Annotated in this window: 20 protein-coding genes; all 20 read left to right on the top strand. The window is 46.9% G+C overall.

Annotated features, from left to right (window positions below; all coding sequences use genetic code 11):
• The first annotated feature begins 3 nt into the window (after window positions 1-3).
• The 20 genes from PSHG_RS03310 (at window position 4) to PSHG_RS03215 (ending at window position 22,743) form a co-directional block, all read left to right on the top strand.
• Entirely contained in the window at window positions 4-597 is a 594-nt protein-coding gene (locus tag PSHG_RS03310) for a dipicolinate synthase subunit B (protein WP_010269422.1), read from the top strand.
• Between the two features lie 176 nt (window positions 598-773).
• A complete protein-coding gene (gene dapG / locus PSHG_RS03305; protein ID WP_010269418.1) occupies window positions 774-1,982 on the top strand; it encodes an aspartate kinase in 1,209 nt (402 codons plus the stop codon).
• Window positions 1,983-2,011: 29 nt separating this feature from the next.
• Window positions 2,012-2,899 carry a 4-hydroxy-tetrahydrodipicolinate synthase gene (gene dapA, locus PSHG_RS03300; protein WP_010269414.1) on the top strand — a complete coding sequence of 296 codons (888 nt, stop codon included), beginning with the start codon at window positions 2,012-2,014 and terminating at the stop codon, window positions 2,897-2,899.
• 173 nt (window positions 2,900-3,072) lie between these two features.
• Window positions 3,073-4,749: a ribonuclease J gene (locus PSHG_RS03295; protein WP_010269412.1), complete on the top strand. Its 1,677-nt coding sequence runs from the start codon at window positions 3,073-3,075 to the stop codon at window positions 4,747-4,749.
• A gap of 207 nt (window positions 4,750-4,956) precedes the next feature.
• Window positions 4,957-5,757, top strand: coding sequence for a ClpP family protease (locus tag PSHG_RS03290; RefSeq protein ID WP_010269410.1), 801 nt, complete (start codon window positions 4,957-4,959; stop codon window positions 5,755-5,757).
• On the top strand, window positions 5,754-5,978 hold the full coding sequence (locus PSHG_RS03285; protein ID WP_010269408.1) for a YlzJ-like family protein: 225 nt from the start codon (window positions 5,754-5,756) through the stop codon (window positions 5,976-5,978). Before PSHG_RS03290 ends, PSHG_RS03285 begins: the two co-directional genes overlap by 4 nt.
• Window positions 5,979-6,084: 106 nt before the next feature.
• Window positions 6,085-8,550: an FtsK/SpoIIIE family DNA translocase gene (locus tag PSHG_RS03280; protein ID WP_010269406.1), complete on the top strand. Its 2,466-nt coding sequence runs from the start codon at window positions 6,085-6,087 to the stop codon at window positions 8,548-8,550.
• Between the two features lie 473 nt (window positions 8,551-9,023).
• Window positions 9,024-9,785, top strand: coding sequence for a spore cortex-lytic enzyme (gene sleB / locus PSHG_RS03275; protein ID WP_026021170.1), 762 nt, complete (start codon window positions 9,024-9,026; stop codon window positions 9,783-9,785).
• Between the two features lie 147 nt (window positions 9,786-9,932).
• Window positions 9,933-11,216, top strand: a complete 1,284-nt coding sequence (gene yfmF / locus PSHG_RS03270) for an EF-P 5-aminopentanol modification-associated protein YfmF (protein ID WP_010269402.1) — start codon at window positions 9,933-9,935, stop codon at window positions 11,214-11,216.
• A 3-nt stretch (window positions 11,217-11,219) separates the two neighbouring features.
• On the top strand, window positions 11,220-12,506 hold the full coding sequence (gene yfmH / locus PSHG_RS03265; protein ID WP_010269399.1) for an EF-P 5-aminopentanol modification-associated protein YfmH: 1,287 nt from the start codon (window positions 11,220-11,222) through the stop codon (window positions 12,504-12,506).
• Window positions 12,503-13,255 (top strand): elongation factor P 5-aminopentanone reductase, encoded by a 753-nt coding sequence (gene ymfI / locus PSHG_RS03260; protein WP_010269397.1) that lies wholly within the window; start codon window positions 12,503-12,505, stop codon window positions 13,253-13,255. Before yfmH ends, ymfI begins: the two co-directional genes overlap by 4 nt.
• Window positions 13,256-13,386: 131 nt before the next feature.
• Window positions 13,387-13,641 carry a DUF3243 domain-containing protein gene (locus PSHG_RS03255; RefSeq protein ID WP_010269390.1) on the top strand — a complete coding sequence of 85 codons (255 nt, stop codon included), beginning with the start codon at window positions 13,387-13,389 and terminating at the stop codon, window positions 13,639-13,641.
• A gap of 198 nt (window positions 13,642-13,839) precedes the next feature.
• Window positions 13,840-14,604: a DUF3388 domain-containing protein gene (locus PSHG_RS03250; RefSeq protein WP_026021169.1), complete on the top strand. Its 765-nt coding sequence runs from the start codon at window positions 13,840-13,842 to the stop codon at window positions 14,602-14,604.
• Between the two features lie 205 nt (window positions 14,605-14,809).
• Entirely contained in the window at window positions 14,810-15,742 is a 933-nt protein-coding gene (locus PSHG_RS26495; RefSeq protein WP_010269384.1) for a helix-turn-helix domain-containing protein, read from the top strand.
• Window positions 15,743-16,291: 549 nt separating this feature from the next.
• Window positions 16,292-16,783: a YajQ family cyclic di-GMP-binding protein gene (locus tag PSHG_RS03240; protein ID WP_010269383.1), complete on the top strand. Its 492-nt coding sequence runs from the start codon at window positions 16,292-16,294 to the stop codon at window positions 16,781-16,783.
• A 514-nt stretch (window positions 16,784-17,297) separates the two neighbouring features.
• The gene (rimO, locus tag PSHG_RS03235) at window positions 17,298-18,626 is read left to right on the top strand and encodes a 30S ribosomal protein S12 methylthiotransferase RimO (protein WP_010269380.1); all 1,329 of its coding nucleotides are present in this window, start codon (window positions 17,298-17,300) and stop codon (window positions 18,624-18,626) included.
• Window positions 18,623-19,198 (top strand): CDP-diacylglycerol--glycerol-3-phosphate 3-phosphatidyltransferase, encoded by a 576-nt coding sequence (gene pgsA, locus PSHG_RS03230; RefSeq protein ID WP_010269378.1) that lies wholly within the window; start codon window positions 18,623-18,625, stop codon window positions 19,196-19,198. Before rimO ends, pgsA begins: the two co-directional genes overlap by 4 nt.
• 74 nt (window positions 19,199-19,272) lie before the next feature.
• Complete coding sequence (locus tag PSHG_RS03225) at window positions 19,273-20,520, top strand: competence/damage-inducible protein A (RefSeq protein ID WP_010269376.1); 1,248 nt, start codon at window positions 19,273-19,275, stop codon at window positions 20,518-20,520.
• 353 nt (window positions 20,521-20,873) lie between these two features.
• On the top strand, window positions 20,874-21,929 hold the full coding sequence (recA, locus tag PSHG_RS03220) for a recombinase RecA (RefSeq protein WP_026021168.1): 1,056 nt from the start codon (window positions 20,874-20,876) through the stop codon (window positions 21,927-21,929).
• Between the two features lie 163 nt (window positions 21,930-22,092).
• Window positions 22,093-22,743 (top strand): regulatory protein RecX, encoded by a 651-nt coding sequence (locus PSHG_RS03215; RefSeq protein WP_010269370.1) that lies wholly within the window; start codon window positions 22,093-22,095, stop codon window positions 22,741-22,743.
• The last annotated feature ends 314 nt before the right edge of the window (window positions 22,744-23,057 follow it).

The following is a 23,057-nucleotide window of genomic DNA, read 5'->3' as shown; positions in this document are numbered from 1 at the left end:
GGAATGGATTGGCACGGAAAAACAGTAGGGTTTGCTTTAACGGGGTCTCACTGCACATTTGAAGAGGTCATGCCGCAAATCCAACGTTTTGTCGATTTGGGTGCGAAGGTCATCCCGATTGCATCCAACACTTTAATGACAACGGACACTCGCTTTGGAACTTCACAGGAATGGCAAAAACAGTTGAAAGATATTACCGGGAATGATATTATTTCTACGATTGTTGAAGCGGAGCCGCTTGGTCCGAGCAAGCTTCTGGACATATTGGTTATTGCTCCCTGCACGGGAAATACAACCAGTAAATTGGCCAACGCGTTAACGGAAAGCCCGGTGCTAATGGCCGCCAAGGCTCAGATGCGGAATCAAAGGCCTTTGGTAATCGCCATTTCAACCAATGATGGTTTGGGGCTGAATGCAGCGAATATCGCTAAACTTCTCGTCACCAAAAACATCTACTTCGTACCGTTTGGCCAGGATGCGCCGGAGGTAAAGGCGAATTCACTGGTGTCCCGCATGGATTTGATTGAGGCAACATGCGAAGCCGCTCTACAGGGCAAGCAGCTGCAGCCGCTGCTCATTGAACGTTTCAATTATTAATAGTTGCCTCAGTATTTTGCGCTCCCCGATAGAATTCGTCAGAAGCGTAGGTTGCTGCCAAGCTTTAATGCCGCTAACGCGAATGAAAGACGGCTTTCAAAGCATTTTACCATTGGCGGAAAGGGCGTTTAACTATACAATAGAAATTGATCTCCTAATATGTGGAGGTGAGCAGGGTGCCTGTCTTGGTGCAGAAGTATGGAGGAACATCCTTATCGTCCTTCGAAGCACGCCGGCATGTAGTCCGGCATATCCGACAAGCACTCGCACAAAACTACCGGCTAGTCGTCGTAGTATCGGCTATGGGAAGAAAAGGAGAACCTTACGCTACAGATACTTTATTGGACTGGATCAGCCATAACGGCAACAGCCTGCCCGCTAGGGAAAAAGATTTATTGATGGGATGCGGCGAGATCATATCGGCTGCTACCCTTTGCAGCCTTCTGCATGCTGAAGCTATACCTGCTGTTGTCTTGACAGGGGGGCAGGCGGGGATCCTGACTGATGATATGTTTGGTGATGCAAAAATTGTCGAGATTGATCCTCACCCGATTGAAGAGCAGCTTGCTCAAGGTCATGTAGTCATTGTCACCGGATTCCAAGGCCGCAATGCGGATCATCAGGTAACTACCCTCGGCCGCGGCGGCAGTGACACATCGGCAACCGCTCTGGGAGCTGCTTTGCGAGCGGAATGTGTCGAAATTTTCACAGATGTCGAAGGGATTCTTACAGCAGATCCCCGAATCGTCCGAGAGGCTCGATTGCTGGAAACGGTCACGTATGCGGAAATTTGCAATATGGCCAATCATGGGGCTAAAGTCATCCATCCACGAGCCGTTGAGGTCGCCATGCAGGCGAATATTCCAATCCGCGTCCGTTCGACATTCAGTTCGGAGGCGGGAACGCTAGTTACCCGTCCGCGCACCGAACGCCAGGCGGTTATCGACCGCTGCGTGACGGGAATTGCCCATATGGCCAATGTTACGCAAATCCGCGTATCTATTGCCGAAGGAAGGTATGATGCTCCGAGGGCGATTTTTCAATCGATGGCACAGCACCGGATCAGCATTGATTTTATCAATGTGAATCCATCTGAGGTCATCTACACCGTATATGATCATGTAGCCGAGCTGGCTGTAACCAAGCTGAAGGAATTAGGGCATGAGCCTACAATTTTGTCTCATTGTGCCAAAGTAGCCTTAATCGGTGGTGGAATGAATGGTGTGCCCGGGATTATGGCGAAAATTGTCGAGGCTTTGACTGAGGCTGATGTAACGATCCTCCAGTCGGCCGATTCGAATACAACCATTTGGGTTCTTGTGCCGGGAGAGCAATTGCAGCTAGCCGTCAGGGTACTTCATCAAAAATTCGATCTTCATAAATAACATTATTCAATATAGAAGTTGTAGGAGGAATGGCAGTGGAATTCGGGACATTAATTACGGCTATGGTCACTCCATTTGATGACCAAATGCAGATTGATTGGTCACAAGTAGAGAAGTTGATCGATTATTTAATCGAAGAGCAGGGTAATGACAGCCTTGTTATAAGCGGCACAACAGGCGAGTCACCGACGTTAACCGATGAGGAGAAGCTTCGCCTGTTCGAGGCAGCAGTGCGTCATGCTAGAGGGCGCTGTAAAATAATTGCCGGGACCGGAAGCAACGACACCGAGCATAGCATTCATTTAACCAAAATGGCAGAAAAAGCTGGCGTTGATGGGATTCTCCTTGTGAATCCTTATTACAGCAGACCCTCGCAGGAAGCGGTCTACCAGCATAGTAAAGCCATAGCCGAGTCCACGACATTACCTGTTATGCTGTATAATGTGCCGGCGCGAACCGGATTTTACATGGAGCCTGAAACGACAATAAGGCTTGCGCAAATTGATAACATCGTTTGCACTAAGGAAGCCCATAATAACCTGGAGGATGTTACTGCCATTATCGCTAACGCACCGGATACCTTTAAGGTGTATTGCGGGGAAGATTCGTATACGCTGCCTTATTTAGCTATCGGGGCTTACGGTGTAGTATCAGTAGCTGCCCATGTGATCGGGAAAGAAATGAAGGATATGATTGCCGCTTACCAGAGCGGAGATACGAGGGCTGCAGCTAAACAGCATGGCGAACTGATGCCAGTGTTCAAGGGCATGTTCTTATGTCCGCATCGTGTACCGAGCCCTGCGCCGGTTAAATATGCCCTGTCTCTTAAAGGGATAAATGCAGGAGGCCTGAGAAGGCCGCTGCTGCCGGTGACGGAAGATGAGAAGCGCTTTATTGAGTCATTATTTGACAAATAAGGACAATCGATGCCGCTCGGGCATCGGTTTTCTCTTTTTTGGGGAAAATAGCCCATATGGAATTAGCTTGTAATTTATGTTTTTGATCATGTATAATGATGGCAAGTGACTGGTGCGGTTCTTTTTGATTTGTAAATGTAAAATCGTCGTCAAACTAATAAGGAGGAATAGAATTGTCTAAAAAGAATATGGATAAACTATCGGTTTTTGCCCTTGGCGGCGTGGGTGAGATCGGTAAGAATATGTATGTCGTTCAGTATGCCAACGATATTGTCGTGGTCGATGCAGGCTTGAAATTTCCCGAGGAGGATATGCTCGGTATCGATATCGTCATTCCTGATATCTCCTATTTGGTAGAGAACCGGGATAAAGTGAGAGGAATTGTGCTGACCCACGGACATGAAGATCATATTGGCGGTTTGCCTTATGTGCTTAAGCAGTTGAATGTACCTGTGTACGGCACAAAATTGACGCTCGGTTTGGTGGAAGCCAAACTGAAGGAAGCCAATATGTTAGGTGATACAAAACGAATGCTAATCAATGCGGACTCGGAATTGAAACTTGGAACGATTCGAGCGAGCTTTTTCAAAACCAATCACAGTATTCCTGATTCAGTTGGAGTATGTCTTGATACTCCGGAAGGAACAGTTGTTCATACAGGCGACTTCAAGTTCGATCAGACTCCTGTCAATGATCAGTATGCAGATTTGCACCGGATGGCTGAAATCGGCCGCAAGGGAGTCCTCATGCTGCTGTCCGACAGCACCAACGCAGAGCGCCCGGGATTTACCGGGTCAGAGCGGAGTGTAGGAGCAGAACTGGAAGAAGTATTCCGCAAAGCTAGACAAAGAGTAGTAGTTGCCACGTTCGCATCTAACATTCACCGGATTCAACAAGTTATCGACGCAGCTGAGACAACGAGGCGTAAAGTGACCGTTATTGGTCGGAGTATGGTCAATGTTGTCACCATTGCGTCTGAGCTGGGCTATTTGCGCATACCGGAAGGAATGCTGATTGAACCGGAAGAAGTTAATCGCATGGCAGCAGACCGGGTCGTCATTCTTTCAACGGGCAGTCAAGGGGAACCTATGTCTGCATTGACCCGCATGGCCCGCTCTACTCATCGTAAAGTAGATATTTTGCCTGGAGATACCGTAATCATTGCGGCAACACCAATCCCAGGCAATGAAAAATTTGTGGGACGAACTGTCGATGAATTGTTCCGCCTGGGCGCCAACGTTATCTATGGTCCCGGCTCAGTTTCCGGTGTCCATGTATCTGGACATGGCAGTCAGGAAGAACTGAAGCTCATGCTCAATCTGATGAAACCGAAATATTTTGTGCCTATTCATGGGGAATACCGTATGCTTCGACAGCATGGATTACTGGCTGAATCTGTCGGTGTCAACAAAGAAGATATCTTCATTGTAGACATCGGGGATACCGTGGAGGTCCAAGGCGGCATCGCGCGTAAAGGCTCCAAGGTTCAATCAGGCAATGTACTGATTGACGGTTTGGGAATCGGTGATGTAGGGAATATTGTTCTGAGGGACCGCAAACTGCTTTCCCAGGACGGTATTTTAGTTGTTGTGGTAACCCTAAGCAAAGAACAAGGAACGATCCTCTCCGGACCGGACATTATATCCCGTGGCTTTGTATATGTGCGCGAGTCAGAAGGCTTGCTGGATGAAGCAAATCGGATTGTAACCAGCACACTGAATAAACTAATGAATGAGAACGTAAATGAATGGGCTTCCTTAAAGACCCATGTGAAAGACGCTCTCGGACGATTCTTATATGAACAAACAAGAAGAAGGCCTATGATCCTTCCAATTATTATGGAAGTCTGATTCACGCATTAAGTCACTTACCTCATAAAGAGCCTTGCCGCTACTCCACTCATGGGGGCGCAGGGCTCTTTGTTTCTGTTTCCCGCCTTTTAGTTGTCATCGCTTCAGGAAATGGCTGACGCCAACTTGTTATGAATGAACGTCTGGCTCCATACTCATACTATGCTGTAAATCGATTAAATCTTGTATGAGCAGGAGGAAGCAATTATGAATCCGTCAGATCGAACTTATCGTCAGGCCGGACCTGATCAGCCACCTGTAGAACCGACATCCCCCCCGGTCCAGCCTCCCGTACAGCCGCCGAGCCAGCCTGCTTTGGAGCCGAGAAAAAATGCTCCTTTAGAAAACATCCAACAGCTGGGCCAAACCCAGATTCCCACAACAGAATCCAATGTGTTCTGCTTAACCATTATCGGACAAGTCGAAGGGCATTTAATTCTGCCTCCTCAAAACAAAACAACAAAGTATGAGCATCTTATTCCTCAGCTGGTTGCGGCTGAACAAAATCCAAAGATTGAAGGGATTATGGTCATTCTGAATACTGTAGGGGGAGATGTTGAAGCGGGTCTGGCGATAGCCGAAATGCTCGCTTCTGTATCCAAGCCAACAGTTACTCTGGTGCTGGGAGGGGGACACAGCATTGGAGTGCCGATTGCGGTATCCTCGGATTATTCGGTGATTGCCGAATCGGCTACCATGACGATTCATCCCATCCGCATGAATGGCATGGTCATAGGTGTTCCGCAAACGTTCGAGTACATGGATAAGATGCAGGAAAGAATCATCCAGTTCATTACCCGGCATTCACGCATTACCGAGGAGAAGATCAAGGAGCTGATGTTTAAAACAGGTGAACTTACACGCGATATAGGGACGACAGTCATAGGCCAGGAAGCGGTCACTTATGGCCTGATTGACACAGTAGGCGGTGTAGGAGAAGCAATGTCCGAACTGAACCGAATGATTGAGGAGAGAAGACAAGCCCAGCAAGGGAGTGTTATGCAATGACGATTTACTCTCCAATGCCAGAGGAGCTAATCTTTCAGGGGATGGATGAGGCCAATTATGAATTCCAGCACATTCAGCTTGATGGAATAGACATCCAGGTGCAGATGGTGAACGCAAATCAGGCCAAAATTGTACGAATCTTCAGTCCGATCGCTGATCATTATCTCAACCCTTCCTATTCGCCGGGCACGATCATTACCTTTCCGCCAGCGTATTCATAGTTCCCTGCCTTGTTTACGCCCCCTGAAGCAGCCTGTTCGCTTGCGCCGAGCGGGCTGCTATACTTTGTCCTCACGTGTGTTATAATAGGGGCGGAGGTGGCTTTTGTTGGCAAAACGCAGGAAAAAGAAGGGCGATGGCAAGCTGGCCATTAAATTTGAACTTTACGGGATAGCTATTATCATTTTGTCCGTAATCGCTCTATCTCGTCAAGGCTCAGTCGCTCGGGTCTTGACTTATATGTCACGTTTTTTAATCGGGGTGCTCGACTTTGTCATCCCGCTCATTTGTATTTATGTTGCGGTTTATATCATGATCAATCGTGCCTGGCCGAAGAAATGGACTTCCAAGAAGACGGGAATCCTTCTGGCCATAGTTGGTCTCATATTGCTTAATCATATGTCAATGATGACCATTGTCGAGACTCAGGGCAATCCTGTAAACTCCTCGCTCATTATTACGGAAACGTGGGAGCGTATGATTGCCGGCATTGGAGCTGAGGATGCCAGTCTGCTGTTGACCTCGCCGGTAGGCGGAGGAATGATCGGTGCTTTTCTATATGCCGCCTTACATATGCTGTTTGGAGTTTGGGGCTCGAGACTGATTGTCTATGCCATTTTTGCAGCTGCCTTTATTCTTGTTACGGGGATCTCTTTGGTCGATGTGTTCAAAAAAGGTTCTGCCTGGTTAACCTCAGTGAGAGATAAGCTGATTAAAAGGTTTTCCAAGCCGTCCGGCAGCAAGAAGAAGAAATTAAACACTCGGCAAATTCCTTCCAGCAAGCTGAAAAAACCTGTGGAAGTGATTGTAGCGGACGAGGAGGACGAAGAGGAGGCAATAGAAAGCCCAATTATCGAGCCGGACGAGAAGAAGCCTTCAGTTTTTGTGCAATTATTATCGAAAAAAGAGAAGCCTGCAGAAAGAGACGCCTCCCCTGTGAATTTGGCGGAACAGATGGGAATTAAACAGGAGGAAGAGGCGATTCCGGTTATACGGGATTTCCGGGATCATCTTCAGCAGGAAGAAGCTATTCCTCCGAAGCCGCTGGAAACCAAGGCTAAGCCTGCAGAGACAACGGAAGGAGCCGCTGACCAGGAGGAGCTTGCGTTCAGCAATGCCTCTGAGGAAGCGCGGGAGAAGCCTTACCAGCTTCCCGACTTTGGACTTCTGTCCAAGCCTATCGGTGTTGGCCGAGGTTCAAACCATTTGGATAACAAGGCAAATGCCAAGAAACTGGAAATGACCCTGGAAAGCTTCGGTGTTAGGGCTAAGGTGCTGGACGTAGTTATCGGTCCTGCTGTTACCCGTTATGAGATCCAACCGGATACCGGAGTCAAGGTCAGCCGAATTGTCGGCTTAACAGATGATATTGCTCTCGCTTTGGCCGCGAAGGATATCCGGATGGAGGCGCCGATACCGGGCAAATCGGCTATTGGAATTGAGGTGCCCAATACGGAGGTATCGATGGTGACTTTGCGCGAGGTAATGGAAAGCACCGCTTTTTACGATTCGGATGCTAAGCTGTCCATTTCCCTTGGCCGCGATATAACCGGACAGCCGATTGTCGCCAATCTGGCCAAGATGCCTCACCTTTTGGTAGCAGGAGCTACAGGATCGGGGAAATCGGTATGTATCAATGGGATTATTACGAGTATTTTGTACAAAGCGAAGCCATCAGAGGTCAAGTTTCTAATGATCGACCCGAAGATGGTCGAATTGAATGTGTACAACGGGATTCCGCATTTGTTGGCTCCGGTTGTGACCGATCCGCGGCGGGCGTCCTTGGCCTTGAAGAAAGTCGTTGTGGAGATGGAAAAAAGATATGAGCTGTTTTCCAAGAGCGGAACGCGTAATATCGAAGGCTACAATTCATTGATTGCCGATGAAGCGAGCGATACGAACGGGGAACCGCTGCCTCTTATCGTCGTCATTGTCGATGAGTTGGCGGATCTTATGATGGTTGCGGCTAATGATGTTGAAGATGCCATCATCCGTCTGGCTCAAATGGCCCGCGCTGCAGGAATTCATCTAATTATTGCGACTCAGCGTCCATCGGTTGATGTCATTACCGGGGTTATTAAAGCGAACATTCCATCGAGAATAGCGTTTGGCGTATCATCTCAGGTCGATTCCCGTACCATTCTGGATATGGGAGGCGCGGAAAAGCTGCTGGGGCGGGGAGATATGCTGTTTATGCCTGTTGGAGCATCCAAACCGATCAGGGTGCAAGGGGCATTCCTTTCGGATAAAGAAGTCGAGGCCGTTGTGAAGTTTTGTAAAGATCAGGAGTCGGCTAATTATCAGGAAGAAATGGTTCCGGAAATTGAAGAGGTTGCAGATCAAGGCGAAGAATTCGAGGATGAATTGTTCGAGCAGGCGGTACAGATCGTACTGGAAGCGAAGCAAGCATCCGTTTCTCTGCTGCAAAGAAGGATGAGGGTTGGTTATACAAGGGCTGCCCGGTTAATTGATTCCATGGAGGCCAAAGGAATTGTCGGTCCTTATGAAGGAAGCAAGCCGCGGGAAGTGCTGGTAACTATGGAACAATTTCAACAAAGCCGTATGAGTTCCTAACGCAGTCCATGAATTATAGAAACAAAGGACATTCGGAGAGCATTTCATAGGCCCAACCGCAAAACAAGTGTTCGCTCTCTAGGTCGAATAGATATTGCCGAGGATCGAGCCCGAAAAGCTGCTCATCCTGTATCAAACAAGCTGTTTCCCAAGTCGTTACGGGCTGCGGACAGCTTGTTTTTTTGTGAACGGGCCAAGAAGCAGGCCAGCTGTCTCCTAAGCTTTTGCCATGTACAAAAACCTTATTTTCGGCCAAAAGTGCGACTAGCGCCGGATACTATCTATAGGAGCAAATAGCAGCCAGATACAATCTGCAGGTGCAAATAGCAGCCAAATACCATCTTGTAAGAGTTATAAAAGCAGCTGCTGTATTCTTCATGCATTTAACTTGGGCAGACGTATAGAAGCGACTTGCGTTTCAAATAATAAACTCAACTTACAGCACTTACACAAAACAGAAAGGTTGGGCAGAAATGAATAAACGGCTAATATTTATTACTTGTTTGCTCCTAGTGGCCTTTTTTTGTACCATGGAACTTAAGCCTGAAGCCACGACCGAGGTTTTCAGTCAAAATGTAATTAAATATGGGAATAAAGGCGATGATGTTTACGAGCTGCAGGGCAGGTTAAAATTTCTTGGATTCTATAATTACAATATCGATGGCGATTTCGGTTATCGGACGTTAAAGGCTGTCAAGTGGTTTCAAGGTGAGTTTGGCTTGACAGTGGACGGAGTTGTAGGAGCGAAAACGAAAGATATGCTGTCCCGCGCTACAAAAAATTGGAGCCCTTCCGCACCCGGAGGCGGGGGAGGCACTGCCGGCGGTGGTGAAGCTGCAGGAGATAATGCCAATCTAACGACTTCTCCTCGTGCAAATGTAACAGAAAACGATATTCAGATTATGGCTAATGCTGTCTATGGAGAAGCTCGTGGAGAGCCTTATGTAGGTCAGGTAGCCGTTGCTGCTGTCATCCTGAACCGGTTGAAATCAGCAGATTTTCCCAATACGATTTCAGGAGTCATTTTCCAGCCGGGAGCCTTTACTGCTGTAGCAGATGGACAAATTTGGCTTACTCCTAACGAAACAGCGAGGAAGGCCGTGATGGATGCTCTAAACGGCTGGGATCCATCCAATGGCTGTGAATATTATTTTAATCCCGATACCGCTACTTCAGCCTGGATTTGGACGCGGCAACAGGTTAAGAAAATCGGAAAGCACATTTTCTGTATATAGAATAATCAAAGGATGGAAGCAGCCGGGTCCGGTTGCTTCTTCTCATTACGAAGGAATATAATGGGTATTAGCAAGGGCGATAAGGAATAAAATTGTTGATAGTACGCAATTATTTACGCCCCAGAGCAGAAGGGAGCAAGTATAAAATTGAATCATTCTACCTTTCAACGCAGTGAGATTCAGCAAATCCGACTGCATGTCCTGCCTACTGACCGCTTTAAGACCTATGCGATCAGCGCATTCATAGGTGCTCCGTTAAGAGAAGAACAAGTTACCTCGACGGCATTAATTCCTTTTGTGCTGAGAAGAGGAACACAGTCTTATCCGGAAACAAGGCAGTTCAGACAAAGATTGGATGAATTATATGGAGCCGGGTTTGGCTTTGACATTTATAAGCGTGGAAATTATCAGATGATCCAGTTTCGTCTGGACATCATTGAAGAGCGTTACATTTCCGGATCGGATTCACTGCTGAAACAGGGTCTTGATTTCCTTGGTGAAGTCATTACGCTGCCTGCCGAAGAGAACGGAAAATTTCTATCCAAGTATGTGGACTCGGAGAAACAAACGCTGGAAAAAAGAATAAAATCGATTATTAATGATAAAATCCGCTATGCCGCAGAACGTTGTCTGGAAGAAATGTTTAAAGGAGACCCTTACCGGCTGCATCCGCTGGGCCGGCTGGAGGATCTTCCGGAGCTGGAACCCGATCAGCTGTATCAAGCGTATCAGCAGTGGCTCGCTGAATCGCCTATTGATCTTTATGTCATAGGCAATACGACTCTTGAAGAGGTGGAGGCAATGGTCTCCAAGAGCTTCCAAATTCGGCGCGCCCAAAATCCGGCATACGACATTGCTCCGGCAGAACCAAGAGAACAGCGCGAAATAAATGAAGTGGTGGAAAGGCTCGAGGTAAGCCAGGGTAAGCTCAATATGGGCTTGAAAGGAAGCGTCACCTATGCAGAGGACGGATATGCCGATGCTTTAATGTATAATGGAATATTGGGCGCCTATCCTCACTCCAAGCTATTCATTAACGTAAGGGAGAAGGCGAGTCTGGCTTATTACGCTTCCTCGAGGCTGGACGGCCATAAAGGCATTCTGACCATTCAATCAGGGATTGAGATCGAAAATTTTGAAAAAGCAGTGGATATTATCCGCAAGCAATTGAATGCAATGAGCCAGGGTGAAATCAGTGAACTGGAGATGTCGCAGACGAAAGCGATGATCGTTAATCAATTAAAGGAAATCAAGGATGCAGCATTCGAAATTATCGCCTTTGATTTCAATAATATTTTATCCGGCCGCGAACGCACAGTAAATGAGCTGATTACCGATATCAACGGCAGCACACTGGAATCGGTCCGCGAGGCAGCGAGCCGCATGCAGCTGGATACGATATATTTTTTGCGGGATAAGGAGGGGAAATAACCGATGCAGAAGATCAATTACGAGAGATTGAACGAAACCCTCTACACAGAACAGCTTGATAATGGCCTTAAGGTATATATCCTCCCGAAACCGGGATTCCAGAAAACATACGCCACCTTCTCTACTAAATACGGCTCTATTGACAATCATTTTCAGGTTGAGGGCCAGGACAAAGTGAAGGTTCCCGACGGCATCGCCCATTTTTTAGAGCATAAAATGTTTGAGGAGCCGGAAGGGGATATTTTTTCGCAGTTTGCCTCCCAGGGAGCTTCAGCCAACGCGTTTACAAGCTTTGATCGGACCGTATATTTGTTTTCGGCTACGGGTCAAATCAGTGAAAATCTGGAGACGCTAATTAATTTCGTGCAAAATCCATATTTTACAGATGAAAATGTAGAAAAGGAAAAGGGGATTATCGGCCAGGAGATTAAAATGTATCAGGATCATCCCGATTGGCGGGTGTATTTCGGACTGATTGAAGCGATGTATCATGAGCACCCCGTGCATATTGATATTGCCGGGACCGTGGAATCAATTGCCCAAATAACTAAAGAAACCTTATACGAATGCTACCATACGTTCTATCACCCGGCGAATATGAGCTTATTTGTTGTTGGCGGTGTCGATCCTGAGGCCATCATCGAGCAGGTACGGAGCAATCAGCAAGCCAAATCAATAGCTTCTCAAGGTGCTATTCACCGTTACTTCCCGGTGGAGCCAAGCGAAGTTAAGGAGCAGATAAAGCAAACCCATCTGCCGATATCGGAGCCTAAATGTATGTTTGGCTTTAAAGAACCGGTTACTCCGTTATCAGGCAAGGAATTGCTGCAGAAAGAACTTGCAACTAAAGTTATGCTCGATGTGCTGCTTAGTCAAAGCTCCACGATATATCAAACGTTATATGATGAGGATTTGATTTCGGACAGCTTCGGGTTTAATTACAATATCAGCTCCGAGTATTGCTTCTCCATGATCGGCGGCGATACACCTAACCCGGAAAAGCTAATTGCTCGCTTCAAGGAGCTGCTCGAACCTGTACTGGCAGCCGGATTAGAGAAGTCTGACTTTGAACGCAGCCGGAAGAAAAAGATCGGCAATTATTTGCGTATGCTTAATTCACCAGAGGCGATGGCCAACGAGTTTACGAATTATTTATTTAAGGGCAGCGACTTCTTCGGGATATTGCCAGTGTATGAGAGCCTGACGCTGGAGCAAATTAACGACAGAATGCGGGAGCACTTCCGCTGGGAGCAGATGGCCGTATCGATAGTCAGGAAAGATGAAGAATGAACGGAAAGCCGTTTCCTTCCCAAGCCATACTGATTACAGGGGCAAGCGGAGGAATTGGCGCGGCGATCGCTGAACGCTTTGCCAAATCCGGCTTGAACATCATTCTCCACTATCGCCAGTCGCATGAACAGGTTAATGAGGTCGCTCGTGCATGCATGGCCCATGGAGCCCGTGTGCTGACTGTTTCCGCCGACTTGCGGGACAAGAGCCAAGTGGAGAGAATGAAGGAAAAGCTGGAAAATCACCAGCTGCTGCCGGACATCCTTGTCAATAATGCGGGGGTTTCCCACTACGGACTTTTGGCCGATGTGTCGGAGGAAGAATGGGATGAGGTTATGAGTGTAAACTTGAAAGGTACTTTTTTATGTACTCAAGCATTCATGCCTCACATGGTTAGCCAGAGATATGGCCGTATTATTAATGTTTCCTCCGTCTGGGGAATTACCGGAGCTTCCTGTGAAGTGCTGTACTCGACCACCAAAGGAGGAATCAATGCTTTTACCAAGGCTTTGGCTAAGGAGCTTGCCCCATCTGAGGTGACCGTCAATGCCATCGCTCCAGGCGCTGTGCAGACCGCAATGCTGTCCCGGTTCGACGAAAGTGAGCTTGCAGGGATCAGGGACGACATTCCCGCAGGCAGGCTAGCTCTTCCTGAAGAGATCGCTTCTTTAGTATATTTTCTTTCCTTGCCCGAATCGGGTTACATCAACGGTCAAATCATTAGTCCCAATGGGGCCTGGCTGACTTGACGGAAGCTTGTCACAGCTGTTCTCCGGGCTTCAAGTCTTTTCCTTATGAAGTTTTTCAGCTATGCGTATATTTCCCCGGTTTATTGCAGATATTACGGAATGTCTAGATAAACTTCTTAGGAGGAAATACAATGGAGACAGCTGTACTTAAATCATTTGAGAAGTGGAAAGAATTCCTTTCGGATCGTGTCCAAGAAGCGGAAAACAAAGGGATGAGCGAGGAGACGATTGCTAACCTGGCTTATGCTATCGGAAATTTCCTTGCAGATAAAATTGATCCGGAAAACAAAGAGGAACGTGTTCTTAAAGAATTATGGGATGTGGCCGATGACAGTGAACGCCATGTTATTGCCAAACTGATGATGAAATGGGTTAAACAATCATAAGTTTCTAACTTATAACGGGCCTCCTGTATGGGAGGTTTTTCTTTTGCAACCATGGTATACTAAACTTAGGTCAAAAGCACGATTTGCATGTTGAACGTTACAACTGCTTTTTGTACAATGAATAAGTAATACCGCACGAACGGTGTCGTAATCTGTCACAATAAGGAAGTGCGGTCAGGATGGGTGAGGTGATGGGACTTGGAAATGAAGCAGTGGTACATGGAATACAAAATACATAAAAACCGTCCCGGATTGCTAGGGGATATTGCCTCGCTTATGGGGATGCTGGAAATAAATATTATTACGATAAACGGTGTGGAGGACCGCACCAGAGGATTGCTTTTACAGACTAATGATGAAGAAAAAATAGAAGTCATGGGAAAAATGCTAAGCAAAGTTGATAACATCACGATAAATGCGCTAAGACCGCCAAAGCTGGTGGATATTCTTGCTGTACGGCATGGACGCTATATTGAAAGGGATTCAGATGACCGGAAAACGTTTCGTTTTACTCGGGATGAATTAGGCCTGCTGGTTGATTTCCTCGGGGAAATATTCAAACGGGAGGGCAATCAGGTTATTGGCCTTCGCGGAATGCCGCGGGTAGGCAAGACCGAATCGATTATTGCAGGAAGTGTATGCTCTAACAAGAGATGGACATTCGTGTCATCTACATTGCTTAGGCAGACCGTAAGAAGTCAATTGTCCGAGGATGAGATGAGCCCTAACAACGTCTTTATTATTGATGGCATTGTCTCCACTTTGCGTTCCAATGAAAAGCATTATATGCTTCTTCAAGAAATTATGGCGATGCCTTCAACTAAAGTTATCGAGCACCCGGATATTTTTATTCGGGAATCCCAGTATGATTATAACGATTTCAATGTCATAATCGAGCTGCGCACGACCCCCGAGGAGGAGATTTCCTATGAGGCCATTACTTCGGGCTATGTCGATTTTTAAGTCTTCATAACCTTGCTTCGTATTGTCAAGTGTGCAAGCATGAAGAGACCAGAACAGGGATAAGGCTAAGAACAAGGCTAAGAACAAAGATAAGAACAAGGCTAAGAATAAAGATAAGAGCAAGGCTAAGAACAAAGATAAGGATAATCGGACAACCGGCGGAACATCAGCTGGTTGATTTGTACTATTTTCGGGAGGTGAATTTGTGCACGAGTTGGGTCAACTCCTCAAGGAAGAACGATTGAAAAGAGGATTGTCGCTAGAAGATTTGCAAGAATCCACAAAAATAAGAAAACGGTATTTGGAAGCGATTGAGGAAGGCAACTTCAAGGTGCTCCCGGGAAATTTTTATGTGCGGGCCTTTGTGAAAAATTATGCGGAAGCGGTTGGCCTGGACCCTAACGAACTGCTAAAGCTGTATCATAATGTGCTGCCGTCAACGGAGCCGGAGCTGGCCGCGGAGCCTATAACCCGGAGTCGTGTCAGTACAAAGGCATCGGAGCGCTGGGGAAGAGTGGCTTCGGGCATTATGTTATGGGCTTTTTTAATTCTGATTATTGCGCTGATCTGGTTCTTCGTAAGTAAGTATAACGTTGACAATTCCGGAAGCGGTGAGGATTCCAGGATTACTGATCAGCATACGTCCGATATTAACAATCCGGATTCTACTTATTCTCCGTCACCGTCTACACCGACGCCGAATGTGACGCCTGAGCCTACTCCAACTCCTACGCCTCAGCCAAAGGTTGAATTTGTGAGAAGTGAAGGCGGAAGGGATTACTATGTCGTTAACGGAAGCGATACGATAAAAATCGAGGTTAAAGGAATCGGTAACCGGGAATGCTGGATCGGCTTGGAATCACCAGTTGGCCATACGCTGACTCAGTTTAATCTGGCCGCCGGCGAAGAAAGAGAATGGGAGCTTAATGAATCTGCGTATATCGTGATTGGAGCTCCGCCTGAAGCCCAATTGATCGTAAACGGTACAGAAATTAATGTCGGGGATACTTACAATCCCAAACGAATCCAGTTTGACTTCGCAGAGCAACCTGCCGAAGAGGACAGCCTGGAGGGCGAAGGCGAAGAGCAATCTAATGGCGAGGGACCCGATAACAGCCGCAGCAATACTGCCGAATAGTGCGAAGCCGCCGAATAGCGGAGCTTGCTGAATAGGGAAGCTAAAGCGAAGCTTACCGATTATGAAACTGTCGAATAGGGAAGCTGTCGATGATGGAGAAAGGCGGTTGGGATCGCAGGTAGGCCGCCGCTGCTTGAAGCCAGGTAGGTACAGTGCTGCAGCGAAAAACCGCGCGCTGGGAGCTGAGTGCGGTGCGAAATAACGCATAAGTGACCAGGTTGGCGCGCGAAATGCGCCCTGTTTACAGTCAGTTTGCGTGCTTGAGTGGCCTTGCTTGCAGCACGGTTTGCGGTCAGTTTTTCCGCTGATTGCGGCTAGTTATCGCTCGGTTCGGCTTCTAGCGTTTGCAGGGATGCTCGTATGAGAAGCTTCGCAGCGCTAGCTCGCTTGAGAAGCTCCGTAGCGCTAGCTCGCATGATCTCGCAGCGCTAGCTTGCAGAGCAGCGTATATCGACAATAGTCATTTACATAAATTGGCTGCCTGGCAGTACCTGCAGCTGCTGCAGGCGGGCTTAGCCGTAACAAATAGAATGAAAGGATGATGTCATCATGGCTTCAGAATATTCTTTTGACATTACTTCCAAACTGGATATGCAAGAATTAAACAATGCCATCAACCAGGCGGAAAAGGAGATTGCAAACCGTTTTGACTTTAAAGGCAGCAAAAGCCGAATCGAGCTGCAAAAAGACGAGCTGGTCATCGTTTCAGATGATGAGTTAAAGCTTAAGAATGTTATTGATATTTTACATTCCAAAATGGCCAAACGAGGAATCTCTTTGAAGAATCTGGAGTACGGAAAAGTAGAACCCGCAGCTCAAAGTACGGTCAAGCAAACGGTAACGTTAAAGCAGGGGATCGATCAGCCCAATGCCAAGAAAATCAATCTCCTGATTAAGGAAGCCAAAATCAAGGTAAGCAGCCAAATTCAAGGAGATCAGATTAGAGTATCTGGTAAAAACAAAGATGACCTGCAAAAAGCTATTCAGCTGATCAAGCAGGCCGATTTGCCGCTAGAGCTGCAATTTACGAATTTCCGCTAGAGCCCAATTTACGAACCGTTAGCGCTGCAATTTACGAATTTCCGTTAGCGCTGCAATTTACTAAATATCGCTAGCCCGCAGCCCGCTGGAATTGCCCTTGAATACCAGAGGCTCATAATGAGCCTTTGGACAAGGATTTTTTTTATATGTTTTATGGTCCTGGAAAAGTACTTGATCAGACATTGAAGCTTAAGGCCCCGCTTATTGGGGTTATCTTGCTTTTTTGACACAGCATAATGCATTAGTTATACTTGGAAACAGAAGTCGGGAGCTTGGACGGAGTTTTTCATGTCAGGAAGTGCCCGGCTCAAGCCTAGATAAAACCGAATGCACGGTGTTCCCGCGAAAACAAAACTTGCAGGGTGGGTTCTAAGCAGGTTTAGGGAAGGTTGCGGAATTAAGACTGCAGGCCAGTCAGAACACCTTGCTTCTGAACGTTTAAATTCGTTAGCATCTTAGTGTAGAATTTTGCTTTGAAGTTTATTAATTTGTTAGTCACTGGGGGATTACAGGCATGTCTGAAAAAATTATGGTGGTCACACTTGGGTGTGAGAAGAATAGAGTAGATTCGGAAATCATGTCCGGACTAATTCATGAAAGAGGCTACTCATTAGTCGAAGAGAAGGAAGAGGCCACCGTTATTATAGTCAATACTTGCGGGTTTATTGATGCCGCTAAAGAAGAATCCGTCAATACGATTTTGGACATGGCGGAATTGAAGCAGACGGCCAATTTGAAGGCATTGATTGTATCCGGTTGTCTTACCCAACGCTATAAAGAAGAGCTGATGAAGGAGATGCCGGAGATCGATGGCATTGTCGGTACAGGCGATTTCGTGCGGATTAATGAAATCGTTGACGAGGCTCTGGCCGGGAAGAAGCCAATCATGGTCGGCAATCCGATCTTCAATTACGAGCAGGTTTTGCCTAGACGGATGGGTACCCCCCGCTACACCGCATATGTAAAGATCGCTGAGGGATGTGACAATGCTTGTACATTCTGCAGCATCCCCATTATGCGCGGAAAGTTCCGCAGTCGTTCCATTGAGTCAATCCTCACGGAGGTCGGCCAGCTAGCTGAACAGGGTGTAAAGGAAATCAGTCTGATCGCTCAGGATTCAACTAATTATGGCACTGATCTATACGAGAAGTTCATGCTGCCCGAGCTGTTGAACAAAGTAAGTGAAGTTCCAGGCATCGAATGGGTGCGGCTGCATTATGCCTATCCGGGCTTCTTTACCGATGAGTTGATTGATGTAATTGCCAACAATCCTAAAGTGTGTAAATACGTCGACCTTCCTCTACAGCATAGCGAGGATTCTATTCTCAAAAGAATGCGCCGGCCGGGAAGACAAAAGGATGCGCGTGAATTGATCCGCAAGATTCGTTCAAGAATCCCTGATGTAGCTTTGAGAACCTCTATTATTGTCGGTTTTCCAGGCGAAACGGATGAAGATTTTGCCAATCTGATGGAGTTTGTGCGGGAGATCGAGTTTGATCGTCTGGGAGTTTTCACCTACTCTATGGAGGAGGATACACCTGCTTCCCGTCTGCCAAATCAAGTACCGGAGGAAGTTAAGGAATACCGCGCCAATACATTAATGGAGCTGCAAAGAGAAATTTCCGCAAAGAAAAACGGCAGCCGCATAGGCAAAGAAATAGACGTACTGATCGAAAGATATGATGGCCGCAATGATGTCTATATTGGCCGTTCACAATATGACGCACCCGAGATTGATGGAGAGGTGTTTGTTTCCAACTGCAGCGGCAATATTGGGGAATTGGTCAAGGTGAAAATTTCTCATACATTTGAATATGATTTATCCGGGGAGGCTATAGCATGAACCTGGCCAACAAAATAACACTGGCGAGGATTTTTCTGGTTCCCATCATCGTCTTCTTTTTATTGGTCAACATTCCTTTCCCGGAAATTCAAGTTGAGCAATTCAGCATCACATATAATCAGATAATAGCTGTCCTTATATTTATCATTGCGGCGAGTACGGACAGCTTGGACGGTTATATTGCCCGCAGCCGGAAAATGGTATCGAATCTGGGCAAGCTTCTCGATCCGCTGGCGGATAAGCTGCTTGTATCAGCGGTTCTCGTTTCATTGGTGGAAATGGGCAAGGTGGACGCCTGGATTGTTATCATTATAATCAGCAGAGAATTTGCGGTAACGGGCCTTAGACAAATTGCCGCTCTGCAAGGCTCGGTAATGGCCGCGGACAAATGGGGCAAATGGAAGACGGGCGTGCAAATAACTGCGATTATAGCGCTGCTCATCAACAACTTTCCATTCGCGTTTGTCGGGTTTCCCTTTGACGTGGTAGCCAGCTGGCTTGCTGCGATCATTACGATGTACTCCGGGTTTAATTATTTTGTGAAAAATAAGCATGTTTTAAATATCGATTGAATGATCAAAAAACAATAGGGCAACCTATTGTTTTTTGGGCTGCAGACGGAAATCCGAAAGAGGGAGATGGAAAGATGAAAGCTGAAATTATTGCTGTGGGCACAGAACTGCTCTTAGGTCAAATTGTTAATACGAACGCCCAATTCATATCTCAGCAATGTGCTGCCTTGGGGGTTAATGTTTACTTTCAAACCGTGGTCGGTGATAACGAGGAACGGCTGCAGCAAGCTTTTGCTCATGCAAAAGAGCGGGCGGATCTCATTATTTGCACAGGCGGGCTAGGACCGACTCAGGATGATCTGACCAAGGATGTGCTCGCCGCCTTCACCGGCCGCAAGCTGATTATGCATGAGCCTTCCTTGGATAAAATCAAAGAGCTTTTTTCTAACAGAAATATGCCGATTGCTGAAAGCAGCGCCAGACAAGCGCTTATGCTGGAAGGGAGCGATCCGCTAGCTAACGATGCAGGACTGGCGGTAGGGGTTGCGCTGGAGCATGACGGAACGTTTTTTATGCTGCTGCCCGGACCTCCCAGGGAAATGAAAACGATGTTTGAGCACTATGGTAAAGATTGGATTGCGGGGATTAGCAGGGACAGTGATCCACTGTACTCTAAGATGCTTAAATTTGCCGGAATTGGCGAATCCGCGGTGGAGAAGGAGCTCTTGGATTTGATTGAAGTGCAGAGTGATCCAACGATAGCCCCTTATGCCAAGGAAGGCGAGGTGACTATCCGTCTGACTACAAGGGCGAAATCTCCGGATGAAGCAATACAACGCCTGTCTCCGGTCGAGGAGGAAATCCGGTCCCGATTGTCTGCTTATTTATATGCCGATGAGGATAAGCCGATTGAGGAAATTATCAGTCAACAGTTGATTGAGCATGGAAAAACGCTAGCAGTAGCAGAGAGCTGTACTGGCGGCCTGATCAGTGAAATGCTGACCTGTGCGCCTGAGGGATCAAAGATGTTTAAGGGCGGTGTGGTCTGCTATACAAACTATGTGAAGCATAAGCTGCTCGCTATCCCCATGGAACAATTGGAAGGAGACGGGGCGCCAGGTGCCGTCAGCATACAAACGGCAGAAAGTTTAGCGGCTAATACGCTGGAAATTTTCGATTGCGATTATTCTCTGGCGGTAACCGGAGTGGCCGGCCCCGGAACGATGGAAGGCAAGCCGGTAGGGCTCGTGTACATTGGGATCGGCGAAAGAGGAAAGCCGGTAGAAGTAATTGAAGGCCGTTACTCGGGCAATCGCGATCAGGTTAAGCTGAAAGTGGCGAAAACCGCATTCTATCATTTATGGAAGCGGCTGAACGGTTAATCGGCCGGCATTTGGAAAAGGTCATGGAAGCACCTTATAGGATATAATTCTTATAGACGCAAACCCGAAAAAGGAAGTATACTTCATTTAGTGGAAGAACCGCAGAGAAGATCATTTGCTGCGGTTTTTTTGTTTCCGCTATCAGCATTTCACATGAATCCCGGTGCTGCTTCTTATCCAGCCAAGCTATAGAAGCATATAGTTTTTGCTTCCCTATATCTTGCTAGCGCCTGTGGACGGATTCGAATTATACAAAATACTCTCAAAAAAACGAATGTATGTTCGAAAAATGCTTGGCAGCGGCATGAAAAAAAGGTATCATAGTATTATAATAACAGAAGGAAGTGATTGGATTGTCAGATCGGCGTGCAGCGTTGGACATGGCATTAAGGAATATAGAGAAGATGTTTGGTAAAGGCTCTGTCATGAAGCTCGGAGAATCTACACATATGCAGGTGGAAACCGTCTCCAGCGGGTCCCTGGCATTGGATATTGCACTCGGAATCGGCGGCTTTCCGCGAGGGCGGATTATCGAAGTTTACGGCCCCGAATCATCAGGTAAAACCACAGTAGCTCTGCATGCCATTGCCGAAGTCCAGAAGATTGGCGGACAAGCCGCTTTTATTGATGCGGAGCATGCGCTGGATCCTCAATACGCGAAGAAGCTTGGAATTGATATAGATGAATTGCTGTTGTCCCAGCCGGATACGGGAGAGCAAGCTTTGGAAATAGCGGAGGCGCTTGTGCGCAGCGGAGCGGTGGATATTATCGTGATTGACTCCGTAGCGGCTCTTGTTCCTAAGGCCGAGATCGAAGGAGAGATGGGGGATTCCCACGTTGGACTTCAAGCCAGACTGATGTCCCAGGCGCTGCGCAAGCTTTCCGGGGCAATTAACAAATCCAAAGTTATTGCGATCTTCATTAATCAGCTCCGTGAAAAAGTAGGTGTAATGTTCGGTAACCCTGAAGTAACGCCCGGTGGACGGGCGCTTAAGTTCTATTCAACGATTCGCCTGGATGTACGCCGTGTCGAGACATTAAAGCAGGGTAACGATATGATCGGTAACCGGACTCGGATCAAGGTCGTTAAGAATAAAGTAGCTCCTCCATTTAAACAGGCCGATATTGACATCATGTATGGAGAAGGAATTTCCAGAGAAGGCAGTATTATTGATATCGGAACCGAAATGGACATTGTTGACAAAAGCGGGGCCTGGTATTCATTTGAAAATGAACGCTTAGGGCAAGGCCGTGAAAATGCGAAGCAATACTTACGGGAAAATAGCAAAATTGCCGAGGCCATTGAGAAGAAAATCCGTGAAGCCAGCAACTTGAATCAGCCGGTTATGGTAGAACAGGAAGATGACGACGACGAAGAGGAGTTCCTGTTAACTCACGAAAACGGATAAACCGATTCTGACGCATAGTACTCCGCACCTCACCAGGTGCGGAGTTTTATATTTATAGCTAACCCGGAATTTGCCTTATGTGTTATCATGGGTTTGGATTTACTGATACGCGCAGGATTAACTCGGAAACAGTGAGACCTGGAAACTAAAAGAAGGGAGGAGCATGATTACATTGATTAAAACCATTACCCGCGTGGAACGAGCAAAAAAAAATTCCTCCCGTTATCACATTTATTTGAATGAAGAATACTCATTTTCCATTCATGAGGACTTATTGATTAAACATCACTTATTCAAAGGCAAGCAGCTTGACGAGGCAGAAATGAAATCGATCGTCTATGAAGATGAGGCTCATCGGGCTTATCTGCATGGCCTTCAGCTAATTGGCCGTCGACCGCATGCGGTGCAAGAGCTGGTGACCAAGCTGGTCGACAGAGGATATGGAAAACATACGGTGGATGCAGCGGTCATTCGGTTAAAGGAGCTGGGGTATTTGGATGATCTTGTGTTTGCGAAGCTGTGGACGGAGCATCGTTTAATCCGCCAGCATAAAGGCAAGCAATGGGTAAAACAGGAATTAATGCAAAAAGGGGTTTCTTCCAAGCATATTGAAGAAGCAATGGGCCAATTTGCTGAAGAGGATGAATTCGATGGCGCCATGCAATTGGGGGTGAAGAAATGGCGTCAGGTAAAAGGAGATCACCTGGAGAAAAAGAGAAAAACCTCCGCCTATCTTTGGAGAAGGGGATACAGCCCTGCAATCGTGCAAAAGGTTGTCCGGGAATTGATGGAAGCTGAACGATCCGAGGACTGACTACTAGACGAATTCAAGCTATCGCTGCACAGTACCAGCGGGCTGTAATTTTCCGATAGCGCATTCCAAAGTGTAAAAGAAATTGAAGGTCCAGCAGTTCTTATCGCACGGAAGCGACAGAGGATTAATGACATTAAATATTAATGAAACTAATTAAAGTGTGCCAAGAAGCGGCGTGGCTCCAGGCCTTTTGCATCGCCTTAACAGCTTGCTTGACAAGCTTCTTGTGCAAAAGATAAAATGAACATGTATAATTTTCTTCTTATCTTTGTCCGAGAGATTGTGGATATAAGATATTTGGAAGTAAAATCGCC

This window comes from Paenibacillus senegalensis JC66, from assembly GCF_000285515.1.
Taxonomy (GTDB): Bacteria; Bacillota; Bacilli; order Paenibacillales; family NBRC-103111; genus Paenibacillus_L; species Paenibacillus_L senegalensis.
Note: the sequence above shows the minus strand (reverse complement) of the source record. Positions and strands in the feature narration are given on the sequence as shown.

What these genes read in the sequence shown, in the direction of transcription:
- PSHG_RS03310 (WP_010269422.1), top strand. Translation starts at nt 4, where the DNA reads ATGGATTGGCACGGAAAAACAGTAGGGTTTGCTTTAACGGGGTCTCAC.
- dapA (WP_010269414.1), top strand. Translation starts at nt 2,012, where the DNA reads ATGGCAGTGGAATTCGGGACATTAATTACGGCTATGGTCACTCCATTT.
- PSHG_RS03290 (WP_010269410.1), top strand. Translation starts at nt 4,957, where the DNA reads ATGAATCCGTCAGATCGAACTTATCGTCAGGCCGGACCTGATCAGCCA.
- PSHG_RS03285 (WP_010269408.1), top strand. Translation starts at nt 5,754, where the DNA reads ATGACGATTTACTCTCCAATGCCAGAGGAGCTAATCTTTCAGGGGATG.
- sleB (WP_026021170.1), top strand. Translation starts at nt 9,024, where the DNA reads ATGAATAAACGGCTAATATTTATTACTTGTTTGCTCCTAGTGGCCTTT.
- yfmH (WP_010269399.1), top strand. Translation starts at nt 11,220, where the DNA reads ATGCAGAAGATCAATTACGAGAGATTGAACGAAACCCTCTACACAGAA.
- ymfI (WP_010269397.1), top strand. Translation starts at nt 12,503, where the DNA reads ATGAACGGAAAGCCGTTTCCTTCCCAAGCCATACTGATTACAGGGGCA.
- PSHG_RS03255 (WP_010269390.1), top strand. Translation starts at nt 13,387, where the DNA reads ATGGAGACAGCTGTACTTAAATCATTTGAGAAGTGGAAAGAATTCCTT.
- PSHG_RS03240 (WP_010269383.1), top strand. Translation starts at nt 16,292, where the DNA reads ATGGCTTCAGAATATTCTTTTGACATTACTTCCAAACTGGATATGCAA.
- rimO (WP_010269380.1), top strand. Translation starts at nt 17,298, where the DNA reads ATGTCTGAAAAAATTATGGTGGTCACACTTGGGTGTGAGAAGAATAGA.
- pgsA (WP_010269378.1), top strand. Translation starts at nt 18,623, where the DNA reads ATGAACCTGGCCAACAAAATAACACTGGCGAGGATTTTTCTGGTTCCC.
- PSHG_RS03225 (WP_010269376.1), top strand. Translation starts at nt 19,273, where the DNA reads ATGAAAGCTGAAATTATTGCTGTGGGCACAGAACTGCTCTTAGGTCAA.
- PSHG_RS03215 (WP_010269370.1), top strand. Translation starts at nt 22,093, where the DNA reads ATGATTACATTGATTAAAACCATTACCCGCGTGGAACGAGCAAAAAAA.